The 13,230-nt window shown below is 66.0% G+C and carries 12 protein-coding genes; 6 read left to right on the forward strand and 6 right to left on the reverse strand.

From position 1 onward, the window contains the following. Positions 1-40: 40 nt before the first annotated feature. Positions 41-691, forward strand: coding sequence for a DsbA family oxidoreductase (locus tag AC1Z32_RS30905; protein ID WP_483482631.1), 651 nt, complete (start codon positions 41-43; stop codon positions 689-691). A gap of 56 nt (positions 692-747) precedes the next feature. On the opposite strand, the gene AC1Z32_RS30910 is transcribed toward AC1Z32_RS30905, so the two are convergent. The 3 genes from AC1Z32_RS30910 to ypfJ form a co-directional block, all read right to left on the reverse strand. Beyond that, positions 748-1,650, reverse strand: coding sequence for a flagellar brake protein (locus AC1Z32_RS30910; RefSeq protein ID WP_483482632.1), 903 nt, complete (start codon positions 1,648-1,650; stop codon positions 748-750). A gap of 180 nt (positions 1,651-1,830) precedes the next feature. Next, positions 1,831-2,844 (reverse strand): lipopolysaccharide heptosyltransferase I, encoded by a 1,014-nt coding sequence (waaC, locus tag AC1Z32_RS30915; RefSeq protein WP_483482633.1) that lies wholly within the window; start codon positions 2,842-2,844, stop codon positions 1,831-1,833. 215 nt (positions 2,845-3,059) lie between these two features. Then, positions 3,060-3,932, reverse strand: a complete 873-nt coding sequence (ypfJ, locus tag AC1Z32_RS30920) for a KPN_02809 family neutral zinc metallopeptidase (protein WP_483482634.1) — start codon at positions 3,930-3,932, stop codon at positions 3,060-3,062. A 390-nt stretch (positions 3,933-4,322) separates the two neighbouring features. Between ypfJ and AC1Z32_RS30925 the strand changes: the two genes are divergently transcribed. Genes AC1Z32_RS30925 through AC1Z32_RS30935 form a run of 3 tightly spaced genes read left to right on the forward strand, consistent with a single transcriptional unit; the run spans position 4,323 to position 6,850 of the window. Beyond that, entirely contained in the window at positions 4,323-5,729 is a 1,407-nt protein-coding gene (locus AC1Z32_RS30925) for a cytochrome ubiquinol oxidase subunit I (RefSeq protein WP_483482635.1), read from the forward strand. Between the two features lie 4 nt (positions 5,730-5,733). Next, entirely contained in the window at positions 5,734-6,735 is a 1,002-nt protein-coding gene (gene cydB / locus AC1Z32_RS30930) for a cytochrome d ubiquinol oxidase subunit II (RefSeq protein WP_483482636.1), read from the forward strand. Next, on the forward strand, positions 6,713-6,850 hold the full coding sequence (locus AC1Z32_RS30935; RefSeq protein WP_167350994.1) for a hypothetical protein: 138 nt from the start codon (positions 6,713-6,715) through the stop codon (positions 6,848-6,850). Before cydB ends, AC1Z32_RS30935 begins: the two co-directional genes overlap by 23 nt. Positions 6,851-6,862: 12 nt before the next feature. Here AC1Z32_RS30935 and AC1Z32_RS30940 read toward each other — a convergent pair whose 3' ends face one another. Both AC1Z32_RS30940 and mnmH read right to left on the reverse strand, forming a co-directional pair. Continuing rightward, on the reverse strand, positions 6,863-7,912 hold the full coding sequence (locus AC1Z32_RS30940) for a permease (protein WP_483482637.1): 1,050 nt from the start codon (positions 7,910-7,912) through the stop codon (positions 6,863-6,865). A gap of 29 nt (positions 7,913-7,941) precedes the next feature. After that, positions 7,942-9,009 (reverse strand): tRNA 2-selenouridine(34) synthase MnmH, encoded by a 1,068-nt coding sequence (gene mnmH, locus AC1Z32_RS30945; protein ID WP_483482638.1) that lies wholly within the window; start codon positions 9,007-9,009, stop codon positions 7,942-7,944. A 141-nt stretch (positions 9,010-9,150) separates the two neighbouring features. On the opposite strand from mnmH, the gene AC1Z32_RS30950 reads away from it, so the two are divergent. Together AC1Z32_RS30950 and eutC are read left to right on the forward strand one after the other, a co-directional pair. Next, the gene (locus AC1Z32_RS30950; protein WP_483482639.1) at positions 9,151-10,527 is read left to right on the forward strand and encodes an ethanolamine ammonia-lyase subunit EutB; all 1,377 of its coding nucleotides are present in this window, start codon (positions 9,151-9,153) and stop codon (positions 10,525-10,527) included. Beyond that, positions 10,524-11,282 (forward strand): ethanolamine ammonia-lyase subunit EutC, encoded by a 759-nt coding sequence (gene eutC, locus AC1Z32_RS30955; protein ID WP_483482640.1) that lies wholly within the window; start codon positions 10,524-10,526, stop codon positions 11,280-11,282. Before AC1Z32_RS30950 ends, eutC begins: the two co-directional genes overlap by 4 nt. On the opposite strand, the gene AC1Z32_RS30960 is transcribed toward eutC, so the two are convergent. Continuing rightward, positions 11,279-13,141: a sigma-54-dependent Fis family transcriptional regulator gene (locus tag AC1Z32_RS30960; RefSeq protein ID WP_483482641.1), complete on the reverse strand. Its 1,863-nt coding sequence runs from the start codon at positions 13,139-13,141 to the stop codon at positions 11,279-11,281. The two genes, eutC and AC1Z32_RS30960, sit on opposite strands and share 4 nt — an antisense overlap. Positions 13,142-13,230 lie beyond the last annotated feature (89 nt).

Consider the following 13,230-nt stretch of genomic DNA (forward strand, 5'->3'; position numbering starts at 1 on the left):
ATTTTGAACGAATTGTGAACGGCACCCGCCCGAGCCTTATATGACAAGCCCCGTACTCTACATCGACGTCTGGTCTGACTTCGTGTGTCCTTTCTGCTACCTCGAGACGCCCGTGCTCGATCAGTTCCGCAACGCGTACGGCGACGCGGTCGAGATCCGCTGGCACGCGTTCGAGTTGCGCCCGGAGCCCACGCCCCTGCTCGATCCCAACGGCGAAAAGATCCTCGAGTCGTGGGAAAACTCGGTGCGCCCGCTCGCCGAAGAACGTGGCGTGACGATGCGCATGCCGCCCGTCGCGCCGCGCAGCCGCAAGGCGTTCGAAACCGCGCTGTTCGCGCGCGAATCCGGTCGCTTCGATCTCGTGCATCGCGCGATCTTCAAGGCGTATTTCGAGGAAGGCATCGACATCGGCGACACCGATGCGCTGCTGGATATCGCGGCGACCTGCGGCGTGGATCCCGAGATGCTCGAAGAAGCGCTCGATGACGGCACGTACACCGATCTCGTGATCGAAGACGAGGAGTTCGCGAAGAAGCTGGGCGTGAGCGGCGTGCCGTTCGCGGTGCTGTCGCGCGAACCCGCGCCCGGCCAGGAAGCGCCCGCGCCGATCGCACTGCGCGGCACGGCGCCGGTCCAGCATTTCGAGTCGGCGGTCGAGCGGCTCTTTCCGGACGGCTTTCCGGGGAACTGAGCCGCTTCGGCCATCGGCCCGGCGCGAGACCGGGCCCGGTCGTGCATATCGGGCGGCTAGCTGTGCTCGGCCATGAACGACTTCAGCGCAATACGCTGCGACGGCTCGAGCGATTCGAACTCGAGCCCATAGGCCGCGCTGCCGTCGGCGGGGTCCGACGTGCCGACATGGCGCACGATCGCAATGGCGTCGATCTTCACGTCCACGCCATCGGTCTTGAACTGAAACGAGACCTGCAAGCGGTCGCCCATGCGCGCGGCCGGATTCGCGACGGTCAGCGACATGCCATAAGGACTGATGTCGCTCACGCGGGCCAGCCGGCGCGCGCGGTCCGGCTCGCCTTCGGCGGCGAAATGCGCGACGAGCCGCGTCGGCATGCGCGCGAACTTGCGCGTGCGCAATTTACGGATCGCACCCGGCGCCGACAGCACCGCGTAGTTGAACGGCTCGCGGCAGGTCGCGTCGACAGTGCAGGCGAAGCGGAAAACGCCGCGCCCCGTGAGCGCGACGAGATCGACCTGCTCGCCGAGCGTGAGCTCGAGCGGATCGAAGCCCGTCATCAATGGTTGTGTCACGAAGAGCGAACGCTCGCCGTTGCGGCGCGGCGTGGAGAAGCCGATCACGCGGCTCGCGTACATCACGGAACCCACCCCGCCAGTGCCGCGCAGGCCGACCCGCACGCCGATCGTGAGGCCGATGTCCTCGAGCGTCGGCGGCCCGTCCTTGACGGCGTCCTCGCCGGGCATGCTCGGGGCCGGCTCCTGAACCGCGCGATGCGGTTCGAAATGCCGAAACATGAATTCGCGGGCCGGCGCATCCGGCACGATGGCGCCGGCATCGAACAGCGTCGCGCCATCGGCGGCAACGATCGGCCATTCGAGCGATGCGTTCAGCGGAATCTCGGAAGCTTCGAGGCGAACCAATGCTTGGCTCGCCCCGTCGACGGTTTCTTCGGTCATCTTATAGGACGATTCTTAAGTATTTCCGCAATCGTCATGCTTGCCGACTCTGCCGTCAAGTATCGTGCGGCAAGTTTTACGTTAGCGCACGCTGATATATCTCTCGGCGCAGGGACTTCCTACCATCACTGACGGCGCAAAGTTTTATGCGCATAAAATCTTTTACGAGATAACCGTGGGTCAGCGATTCACGGCGCTGGTCTCCGCCGAACGGGAGATCGTTCGCGGCGGCGCACCGGTCACGCTTTCGATGGCAGCCAGAACTTGCGGCACGTCCGGCGCCGCGCCCTCTTCTCCGACCGAGACCGAGCGCCCGGGATCGCTCACGCCGAAATGCTCGCGCGAAGTGGCGGCGAACAGCATGACCGTGCGGCGCTGCAGCGCATGCGCGAGATGCACCAGCCCGGTATCCGTGCCGACGACGAGTTCCGACGCCTGAATCCAGTGCGCGCATTCCTCGACCGAAAGTTTCGGCAGCACCGTCGCACCCGGCACGAGCGCCGCGATGGCCTGCGCCTCTTCGCGCTCGCGCTCCGTGCCCCATGGCAGCGCGATCGAGTAGCCACGCGCGGCGAGCCAGCGGCCCACCTCGCCCCAGTTCGCCTTGGGCCACTTCTTGACGTCCGCCGACGTCGCGTGGAAGAGCATCGCGATGGGCGCGCCGCGCGGGATTTCCAGGTCACGCGTGAGCGCGGGCAGGCGGATGTTGTAATCGGGCGTCTCGTCGAACCGGTAGCCGAGCGCGTCGGCGACGCTCACCCGCATGCCGCGCCACGCATCGGTCAGCGGACGCGGACCGAAACGCGCGTTGTAGGCGAAGGCCGCGCCGCGCTCGCCGAGATCCTGATTCAGATAACCGTAGCGCCGCCGGCCCCGCGCAATGAACGCGATGATCGCGCTCTTGTAGACGCCGTGAATATCGACGATCACGTCGTATTTTTCAGCCCGAAGCTCGCCGATGGACGCGGCGATCTCCTTGAGATCATTCAGGTTGCGCGCCTTCTTGAACTTGCGCAGGGGCGCGCTCAGCACGCGATCGACGCCGGGATTCCAGCGGATGATGTCGGCAAAGGCGGCGTCGGCGGCCCAGTCGACTTTGGCGTCCGGGAACGCGCGCCGCAAATCCGAGACGACCGGAAGCGTCTCGACGATATCGCCGAGCGACGTGACTTTGACGATCAGAATTCGCTTCATGAACAGTCCGAGAGTGCTCCGGCGCGCATGCCGACGCGAGGTCGCGGCATCGCATGGGGCGGCTGTCCGCACCCCGGAAAAACCCGCGATTTTAACGAATTTGAGACGATCGCACCGTCACCATGTGTAAGTGCGACGCTGAACCGGCGCAGTGCGACGATTCAGGATAGTCCAATTTCGGGATGCGGAGGCGGCGTGAGGGGCCGCCATGGTCCTTATAACGAGCGTGTTGAGAACGTGTCGCACTGGCCGACATCGCCCGTCGTCAGACCGCGCCGCAGCCAGCGCTGGCGCTGCGCGCTCGTGCCATGCGTGAACGCCTCGGGCACGACGCGCCCTTGCGATTGCTGCTGCAGGCGGTCGTCGCCGATCGCGGCGGCCGCGTTCAGACCTTGCTCGAAATCACCCGGTTCGATCAGCTTCGCATTGTCGCGTTGCGCGACCGCGGCCCAGACGCCAGCGAAGCAGTCCGCCTGCAATTCGACGCGCACCGACAGCGCATTGGCCTGTTCGCGAGACATCCGCGAGCGCGCCTGATCGACCTTGTTCATGATCCCGAGCACGTTCTGCACGTGATGCCCGACTTCATGCGCGATCACATAAGCCTGCGCGAAGTCGCCGCTCGCGCCGAAGCGGTCGCGCAACTCCCGATAGAACGAGAGATCGATGTACACCTTGCGGTCGCCGGGACAGTAGAACGGCCCCATCGCCGTCTGCCCCGTGCCGCACGCGGTCTGCGTGGCGCCGGAGAACATCACGAGCCTCGGCACCGGATAGTCCTGATTGAACTGCGCGCGGAAGATGTGCTGCCAGGTGCGCTCGGTGTTGCCGAGCACGCGGCGCACGAACACGGCACCGGCATCGTTGGCAGGCGGCGCGTTGCTCGGCGCGGCCTGCTGTTGCGGCGCGTTGCCTTGCAAGACCTGCGCGCCGTTGATGATCGTCATCGGATTGATGCCGAAAAAATACGATGCCGCGAGCGCGACGACGATCGTGCCAATGCCGATCGATCCGCCGCCGATCCGAAAGCCGCCCCCGCCGCGCCGGTCTTCGACATTTTGACTTTCTGCTTCGTCATCCAGACGCATGATGCTTCTCCTTCCTGCCCGCGCCACGCGCGTGTACGAAAACCACTATGGTACTCGGGCCGCTCGCACGTCTCGTGCCGGCATATCGTAAAACTTGTTTCCCTGCCTCGAACGCGTCAGCGCCGAACAGTGCGGTCGATTGTCGCGAAAGCGCCTGCGCGCTCTTGCCGCACCGCACTATCCGGTCATCCCAAAATTCCCCGCAAATCAACCCGGTAGACGCGCTAAACCCTTGAAACTGCGGCATTTGCGCGCAATGCAAGATCACTGACGCAGCGCAACACTTTCTCGAAATTGGCGCTAAGCTCCGACCCGTCACATGCCCGATCCGGTACGGGGCAAACCGCTTTCCAACGCGGCACACGCGTGAATTTCAAGGCACAAGTCATCATGCATTCGACTCCCGAAGCACTCGATCTGGCGCGAATCCAGTTCGCGTTCACCGTCTCGTTTCACATCATCTTTCCAGCGCTTTCCATCGGGCTCGCGAGCTTCATCGCGGTGCTCGAAGGCGCCTGGCTCAAGACCGGCAAACCGGTCTACAAGGAACTGTGTCTTTTCTGGTCGAAGGTCTTCGCCGTTGCGTTCGGCATGGGCGTCGTGTCGGGCGTCGTCATGGCATACGAATTCGGCACCAACTGGGGCGGCTTCTCGAGCTTCGCCGGACCGGTCACCGGCCCGCTGCTCACGTACGAAGTGATGACCGCGTTCTTCCTCGAAGCGGGCTTCCTCGGCATCATGCTGTTCGGCTGGAACAAGGTCGGTCCGAAAGCGCACTTCGGCGCGACGCTGATGGTCGCGATCGGCACGCTCATCTCCACGTTCTGGATTCTCGCGTCCAATAGCTGGATGCAGACGCCGCAGGGCTTTCGCATCGAGGGCGATCATGTCGTGCCGGTGGACTGGTGGGCGATCATCTTCAACCCGTCGTTTCCGTACCGGCTCGCGCACATGGCGATCGCGGCGTTCATCGTGGCGGCGCTCGTCGTGGCCGCGACCGGCGCGTGGCATCTGCTGAAAGGCCGGCGCGATCCGGCCATCAGGAAGATGTTCTCGATGTCGCTGTGGCTGCTGCTCGCGTTGACGCCGATTCAGGCGTTCGTCGGCGATGCGCACGGTCTCAACACGCGCGAACATCAGCCGGCGAAGATCGCGGCCATCGAAGGCATCTGGGACACCGAGAAAGGCGGCACCGCGCTCAATCTCTTCGGCATTCCCGACATGGAAGCCGAAACCACGAAGTACGCGGTATCGATTCCGCATCTCGGCAGCCTGATCCTCACGCATAGCTGGGACGGCGAGATTCGCGGCCTGAAGGAATTTCCAAAGGACGAGCGTCCGAACTCGACGCTCGTGTTCTGGAGCTTCCGCGTGATGGCGGGCCTCGGCGTGCTGATGATCGTGATGTCGTTCGCCGCGTGGTGGCTGCATCGCAGGCGCAAGCTGTTCGACGCGCGCTGGTTCCATCGCTTCGCGCTGGCCATGGGCCCGACCGGCTTCATCACGCTGCTCGCGGGCTGGGTCACGACCGAAGCGGGTCGCCAGCCGTGGGTCGTGTACGGCGTGATGCGCACCGCCGATGCCGTGTCGCCCGTGACGGCGCAGCAAGTCGGCGTGTCGCTGCTCGCGTTCGTGATCGTCTACACGATCGTCTTCGGCACCGGCATCTACTACATGCTGAAGCTGCTGCGCCACGGTCCCGCGCTGCCTGGCTCGCACACGCCCGAGCCGGCAGCGGGCGACGGCAGCGCGCGCCGGCCGCTCAGCCTTCCGCATCAATCCATCGAAGGAGCCTAAGCATATGGATCTCACACTCGCCTGGGCCGCGATCATCGCGTTGGGCCTTTTTCTCTACGTGGTGCTCGACGGCTTCGATCTCGGCATCGGCATTCTCTTTCCGTTCTTTCCCGACCAGCACGATCGCGACGTGATGATGAACACCGTCGCGCCCGTCTGGGACGGCAACGAAACGTGGCTCGTGCTCGGCGGCGCGGGGCTCTTCGCCGCGTTTCCGATGGTCTATTCCACCGTGCTCTCCGCGCTCTATCTGCCGCTCGTGCTGATGCTCGTGTGCCTGATCTTCCGCGGCGTGTCGTTCGAGATCCGCGCGAAGGCGCAGCGCACGAAACACATGTGGGACCTCGCGTTCATCGGCGGATCGGCGGGCGCGACCTTCTTTCAGGGCGTGGCGCTCGGCGCGTTCCTCGGCGGCATTCCAGTGGCCGATGGCCGGTTCGCCGGCGACGCCTTCGGCTGGTTCACGCCCTTCTCGATCTTCACGGGCGCCGCGCTCGTCGTCACGTATGCGCTGCTCGGCGCGTGCTGGCTGATCGCGAAGACCGAAGGCGATCTCCAGCGGCGGATGTATCGCGTCGTATGGCCGCTGACCGTGCTGCAGCTCGCGACGATCGCGGTGGTCAGCATCTGGACGCCGCTGCAGGATGCGGACATCGCGTCGCGCTGGTTCGACTCGCCGCTGTTCTATCGGCTGCTGCCGGTGCCGGTGCTCGTCGCGGCGTGCGCGTGGACGATGCGCCGCTCGATCGAGTCGCGTCACGAAAAGCGGCCGTTCGCGGTGGCGCTCGGCTTCGTGCTGCTCGGCTATGCGGGGCTCATCGCGAGCATATCGCCGCATGAGATTTTCCCGGGCGTATCGATCTGGGATGCGGCCGCGCCCCGTTCGAGCCAGCTCTTCACGATCGTCGGCGCGGCGGTGATTCTGCCGGTGATCGTCGCTTACACGACGTTAGGGTATTGGGTCTTCAGAGGAAAGGTGCGCCATGGCGAACATCACTACCATTGAGCGCGCGCGGAAGGTGTTCTGGTTCGTCGCGCTATGGGTGGCGGGCGTCGGCGGCGCGATGCTGCTCGCGCTGCCGTTCAAGTTGCTGATCAAGGCGGGCGCGGCGATTCACTGACTGAGCGCGCGCTCAGAACAACGCCGCCGCAACTACCCCGCTCACGATTCCGAAGCCGACGACCGACAACGCCACGAACGCCAGCACGCGCGGCGGAAACGACCGCGCGAGCATCGCGAGCGACGGCACGCTGACGGGCGGCAGCGTCATCAGCAGCGCGCCGGCGGGCCCCGCCGCCATGCCGAGCGACAGCATCGCCTGGATGATGGGCACCTCGCCCGCCGTCGGAATCACGAACAGCGTGCCGGCGACGGCGAATGCGGCGATCCACAGCATGCCGTTGCCGATATCCGGTCCGATGTGCGGAAAGAGCCACGCGCGCGCCGCGCCGAGCAGCAGCACGAGCACGATGTACTCCGGCACGAGCCGCAAGGTCATCCGGCCGAGGATCTTGATCCAGCGCGAGAACGCGGTGCCCGGCTCGTCTTCTTCGATCAACTTGCTGAGCGCCGCGCGCGATGCCGCCGCCTGCGCGGGCGTCACCATGCGATTGACGGCGTAGCCGAGGCCGAACACCATCAGCACGCCGAGCACGAAGCGCAGGCCGGTCCACTCCCAGCCGAGCACGAAGCCCATGAACACCAGCGCGGCCGGATTGAGCACCGTATTGCCGAGCCAGAAGGCAACCGCCGCGCCCGGCGCCGCCTCACGCGCGCGCAAGCCCGCGACGACCGGCGCCGCGCAGCACGTGCACATCATCCCCGGCAGAGACATGAGCCCGCCGTTCACGACGCTGCCGAAGTTGTGCTCGCCGAGCGCCCGCGCGACCCAGCGCGGCGGAATCAGCGCCTGCACCGCGGAGCCGAGCAAAAGTCCGAGCACCATCGCCTGCCAGATCGCCTTGCCGTAGGCCATTGCGTAATCGAGCGCGGCCTGCCACGACGGCTCCGGCGCGCTCGCCGCCGTGCCCATCAAAATCGACTTGCCGATGGAATGCTGGCTCGCCGCGACGAACGCGCGGTTGTAGTACGGAAACCATTTCACGTAGAACAGGCCCACGACGGCGATCAGCAGAAACACCATCCAGCCGAGAGCGACGCGAGGTTGTCGGAGCGTGGTCATATCTTTTTCTTTCGAATGTTGAATTTGGGTTAGCCGGGCGCGGGCGTCGTCTCGGCGAGTTGCGCGAGCAAGGCCTTCGCCTGATCGACGCTATCCGCGTCGTTCGGACGGAACAGCACGTGCGCGGCATGCGGCAGTTCCGTATAAAGCGCCCGGCTGCTGCGCCCGTAGGCGGGATCGTAATGACGGTCGATCAGCTCGGCGAAGAGCTCGGCGCGCGCGTTTTCATCGATCAGCCGATGCCAGTGCTCGACGCGCTCGCGGCTATGCAGCGCGATCAGCTTCGACAGTTGCGCCTTGAAGAACGTTGGTTCGTCGAAGAGATGCGCGTAATCCTGCAGCAGAAACGCGATGCGGTCCCCGCGCCGCGCCTTCACTTCCACGCACGATGCCGCGTGCAGGCTGTCGAGCACGGCGTCGGGCATCGTGATCGCGCCGATGCGCCGCCCTTCCGCCTCGACGAACACCGGCCGGGCCGGATCGAAGCGCGAGAGCGTATCGACAAGCGCCGAATCGAACGCCTTTTGCGACGGCTGCGGGCGGCCCGGCAGCGCGCCGAGCAGCGATCCGCGATGCGCCGCGAGCCCTTCGAGGTCGAGCGTCTGCGCGCCCGCCAAATCGAGCGCCTTCAAGAGCCGCGTCTTGCCGCTGCCCGTATGGCCGATCAGCGCGACATAGCGAAAACGCCCGGGCAGCGTGCCGAGCCGCTCGACCACGTCGCGCCGGTAGCTCTTGTAGCCGCCGTCGAGCTGGCGCGCCTGCCAGCCGATCATGTTGAGCCACGTCGTCATCGAGCCGGAGCGCTTGCCGCCGCGCCAGCAATAGACGAGCGGGCGCCAGTTGCGCGGCTTGTCGGCGAAGATCGTGTCGAGATGCATCGCGATATTGCGCGCGACCATCGCCGCGCCTACGCGCGTGGCCTCGAACGGCGAGACCTGCTTGTACATCGTCCCGATGATCACGCGCTCTTCATTGCTGAGCACGGGCGCGTTGATCGCGCCGGGAATGTGATCCTCGGCGAATTCGAGCGGCGTGCGGACGTCGACGATTTCCTGGAAATCGCCCAGACGATCGATGGAAACGAGCAGGTTTTTCACGGGCTTGCGGGCGGGCTTTGGCTGAATCAAGCGAAAAATTATCGCATGCGCGCGGGTTTCGGCCCGGAGGCGCATTTTTGATCGAGGCGCGGCGCGCGCGAAGCGGCTAAAGTGCTTCAATCGATCCATCCAGGGGGAGCGATGAGCTATCACGAGACGATCGGCGCGCGCCGCTACCGTTTCGACGACCTTAAGACGCTGCTCGCGCGCGCGAGCCCGCGCCGCTCCGGCGACGAGCTCGCGGGCGTCGCGGCGTCGACGGAGGAAGAGCGCGTCGCCGCGAAACTGGCGCTCGCCCAGGTGCCGCTCGCCGCGTTCCTCGACGACGCGGTCATTCCCTACGAGGACGACGAAGTCACGCGGCTCATCGTCGATACCCATTCGCGCGACGCGTTCGCGCCCATCGCGCATCTGACCGTCGGCGAGTTCCGCGAATGGCTGCTCGCCGACAGCACCGACACCGCCGCGCTCGAAGGCATCACGATGGGCGTCACGCCGGAGATGGCCGCGGCCGTCTCCAAGCTGATGCGCAATCAGGATCTGATCCTCGCCGCGCGAAAACGCCCGGTCGTCACGCGCTTTCGCACGACGATCGGCCTGCCCGGGCATTTGTCCGTGCGCCTGCAGCCGAATCATCCGACCGACGATCCGAAGGGCATCGCCGCATCGATGCTGGACGGCCTCCTGTACGGCTGCGGCGATGCCGTCATCGGCGTGAATCCCGCGTCGGATTCGCCCGCCGCCATCGGCAGGCTGCTCGCGATGATGGACGACTTCCGCCAGCGCTACGACGTGCCGATGCAATCCTGCGTCCTCACGCACGTGACCAATACGCTCGCCGCGATCGGCCAAGGCGCGCCCGTCGATCTCGTGTTTCAGTCGGTTGCGGGCACCGAGCGCGCGAACGCGAGCTTCGGCGTCACGCTTGCGCTGCTGGAGGAAGCGCGCGACGCGGCGTTGTCGCTGAAACGCGGCACCATTGGCGACAACGTCATGTACTTCGAGACGGGGCAAGGCAGCGCGCTCTCGGCGAACGCGCATCACGGCGTCGATCAGCAGACCTGCGAGGCGCGCGCCTACGCGGTCGCGCGCCGCTTCAGTCCGCTGCTGACGAACACGGTGGTCGGCTTCATCGGCCCGGAATATCTCTACGATGGCCGGCAGATCATCCGCGCGGGACTCGAAGATCATTTCTGCGGCAAGCTGCTCGGCGTGCCGATGGGCTGCGACATCTGCTACACGAATCACGCCGAAGCGGATCAGGACGACATGGACACGCTGCTCACGCTGCTCGGCGTGGCGAACGTCAACTTCATCATGGGCGTGCCGGGCGCGGACGATGTCATGCTCAACTATCAGAGCACGTCGTTTCATGACGCGCTCTATGTCCGGCGCGCCCTGAACCTGAAGCGCGCGCCGGAGTTCGAAGCGTGGCTCGCGAAGATGCGCGTCACCGACGGACACGGCGCGCTGCTCGCGGCATCCGCGCAACCTTTGCTCGAATGGATCGACTCATGACGCACGCCGATGCCTGGGACGCGCTGCGGCGTTTCACGAATGCGCGCATCGCGCTCGGCCGCGCGGGCAGCAGCCTGCCGACCGCGCCCTTGCTCGCGTTCGAGCTCGCGCATGCGCAGGCGCGCGACGCGGTGCATCAGCCACTCGACACCGCCGCGCTCGCAAAAACGCTGCGCGCCGCCGGCTTCGCTACGCTCGACGCGCGCAGCGCCGCGCCGGATCGCGATGTCTATCTGCGCCGCCCCGATCTCGGCCGCATGCTGGAAGATGAAAGCGCGCAACGGCTCGCGGCGTACGCGTCCGGGTTCGACCTCGCTTTCGTCGCCGCCGATGGCTTGTCCGCGTTCGCCGCGCAACGTCACGTCGCGCCGCTGCTCGCGAGCCTGCGCGCGAAGCTCGAAGGCTGGACCATCGCGCCCGTCGTGATCGCGACGCAGGCGCGCGTCGCGCTCGGCGACCGCATCGGTGAGCTTTTACGGGCGAAGATCGTCGTCGTGATGATCGGCGAGCGGCCGGGGCTCAGTTCGCCCGACAGCCTCGGCCTCTACGTGACCTACGCGCCGCGCGCGGGCCGCCACGATGCCGAACGCAACTGCATCTCCAATGTGCGTCCCGAAGGGCTCGACTACGAAACCGCCGCTTTCAAGCTGATGTGGCTGCTGAACGAAGCGCGCAGACTGAAGCTCACCGGCGTCGGCCTGAAAGACCTCAGCGGCGCGTTGCCCGCCCCGGACGCCGGAACGCTCGAAGCCTAGACGCGCAGCTTGCGATACAGCGTCGTGCGCGATATGCCGAGCGCGCGCGCCGTCGCCGACACATTGCCGCCGTGCGCCTTGAGCGCCGCCGCCACCGCGCCCGCCTCGATATCGGCGAGACGCGCGCCGCCCGCGAGCACCGGCACGTCTTCCGCCGGGGCGCGTTCGCCCAGTTCGTCGAGAAAATCGTGCGGCAGATGCTCGACGCGGATATGCGTATCGTGATCGTCGAGCATCGCGGATGCCGTGCGCAGCACGTTGCTCAACTGCCGGAAGTTGCCCGGCCACGGATGCCGCGCGAAGAGCGCGAGCACGTCTTCCTCGATGCTCACGACGCGGCCCGCGAAACGCTCGTGACGCAAGATCCGGTCGACGACCGCGCGCAAATCGGTGCGCGCCGCGAGCGGCGGCAGCGTCACCGAAAGACCGTTGATGCGGTAATACAGGTCCTCGCGAAACTGCCCTTCCCCGACGCGCTCGCGCAGCTTGCGGTTGCTCGCGCAGATCAGCGTGAAATCGACCGGCATCGCGCGCGCCGCGCCGAGCGGCTCGACGACGCGTTCCTGCAGCACGCGCAGCAGGCGGCTTTGCATGGCGAGCGGCATGTCGCCGATCTCATCGAGAAAGAGCGTGCCGCCGTTCGCCTGCATGATCTTGCCGATCGCGCCGCGCTTCGCCGCGCCCGTGAACGCGCCTTGCGCATAGCCGAACAGTTCGGATTCGATCAGCGTCTCCGGCAGCGACGCGCAATTCACCGCGACGAACGGCCCCGCGCGGCGCGGCGAATCGCTGTGAATCGCGCGCGCGAGCATTTCCTTGCCCGCGCCCGTTTCCCCGCCGATCAGAATCGGGATGTTCTTGCCGATGACCTTCCGCACGCGCGCGACGATGTCGCTGATCTGCGCGTCGCCGGTGCAGAGTTCGGCGAGGCTGGACGTCGCCCGCTCGCTCACGGCGACGGCATTCGTCGAAGCCACAATGTTCGACGCCGCGCGCGCATGAAAATCGACGCTCGCGAACACGACGACGCCGCTATGCAGCTCGAGCCGGCACGGCGCATTGCCCGCGCGCGCGATGAGCACGTCGGCGCGCGCGCCGAACAATGCCTCGAGCGACTGCGAACGCAGATGCCCCAGTTCGAGGCCGAGCTGGAATTGCGCGCTGCGGTTCGCGCACAGGAGACGGCCGTCGAGATCGAATACCGCGATGCCTTCCATCAAGGTGCCGATGAACTCCGGCCGGCTATGAAAGCGCAGGCGCAGCCCGTCGCCGAATGCGCTGGCGATCAGCCGGTTCTCGATCATCTGCCCGGACATTTTCACGAGCGCCATCGTGTGCTGGTGATAGCCGCGACGGTCGCCGGTGACATCGAGCACGCCGGAGAGATTGCCGTGCGGATCGAGAATCGGCACGCTCGAGCACGTGAGGAAATGATTGGCGCGCAGATAGTGCTGGTCGCCGTGCACGGTGACGGCGGTGCGCTCGGCGATCGTCGTGCCGATCGCGTTCGTGCCCTGATGCTCTTCGTTCCATAACGCGCCCGCCCGCAGCGCGACTTTCTCAGCGCGGGCGAGGAAATCGTCGTCGCCGAGCGAATGCAGGATGAGCCCGCCCGCGTCGGTCAGCGCGATCATGCTGTGGGTATTGGCGATCTGCGCGTACAGCGTCTCCATCACCGGCAGCGCGTGCGCGAAGAGCACGCGGCTTTCGTCGAGCTTCACGGCGAGCTCCGCGCCGGACAGCACGGCGTAATCCGGGCGCATCGTCTCGAACAGCCCGAATGTGGCCGAGCGTTCGTGCGAATGACGGATGACGTCGCGTTGCGCGGGCTGCAAGGCCGCGCCGATGGCATGCTGCATCGCCTCCTCCTTTTCGATTCACTGCGCACGGGATCGGGCAAGGCGCCGCCCCGCCGCCGCGTGAATGTCTCCTCGGCGCAATGTAACAC

The sequence above is a fragment of the Caballeronia sp. 11_S32 genome (assembly GCF_056930355.1).

Excerpts from the sequence above, each read along its gene's own strand:
- AC1Z32_RS30905 (WP_483482631.1), top strand. The coding sequence starts at position 41 with ATGACAAGCCCCGTACTCTACATCGACGTCTGGTCTGACTTCGTGTGT.
- AC1Z32_RS30910 (WP_483482632.1), bottom strand. The coding sequence starts at position 1,650 with ATGACCGAAGAAACCGTCGACGGGGCGAGCCAAGCATTGGTTCGCCTC.
- waaC (WP_483482633.1), bottom strand. The coding sequence starts at position 2,844 with ATGAAGCGAATTCTGATCGTCAAAGTCACGTCGCTCGGCGATATCGTC.
- ypfJ (WP_483482634.1), bottom strand. The coding sequence starts at position 3,932 with ATGCGTCTGGATGACGAAGCAGAAAGTCAAAATGTCGAAGACCGGCGC.
- AC1Z32_RS30925 (WP_483482635.1), top strand. The coding sequence starts at position 4,323 with ATGCATTCGACTCCCGAAGCACTCGATCTGGCGCGAATCCAGTTCGCG.
- cydB (WP_483482636.1), top strand. The coding sequence starts at position 5,734 with ATGGATCTCACACTCGCCTGGGCCGCGATCATCGCGTTGGGCCTTTTT.
- AC1Z32_RS30935 (WP_167350994.1), top strand. The coding sequence starts at position 6,713 with ATGGCGAACATCACTACCATTGAGCGCGCGCGGAAGGTGTTCTGGTTC.
- AC1Z32_RS30940 (WP_483482637.1), bottom strand. The coding sequence starts at position 7,912 with ATGACCACGCTCCGACAACCTCGCGTCGCTCTCGGCTGGATGGTGTTT.
- AC1Z32_RS30950 (WP_483482639.1), top strand. The coding sequence starts at position 9,151 with ATGAGCTATCACGAGACGATCGGCGCGCGCCGCTACCGTTTCGACGAC.
- eutC (WP_483482640.1), top strand. The coding sequence starts at position 10,524 with ATGACGCACGCCGATGCCTGGGACGCGCTGCGGCGTTTCACGAATGCG.
- AC1Z32_RS30960 (WP_483482641.1), bottom strand. The coding sequence starts at position 13,141 with ATGCAGCATGCCATCGGCGCGGCCTTGCAGCCCGCGCAACGCGACGTC.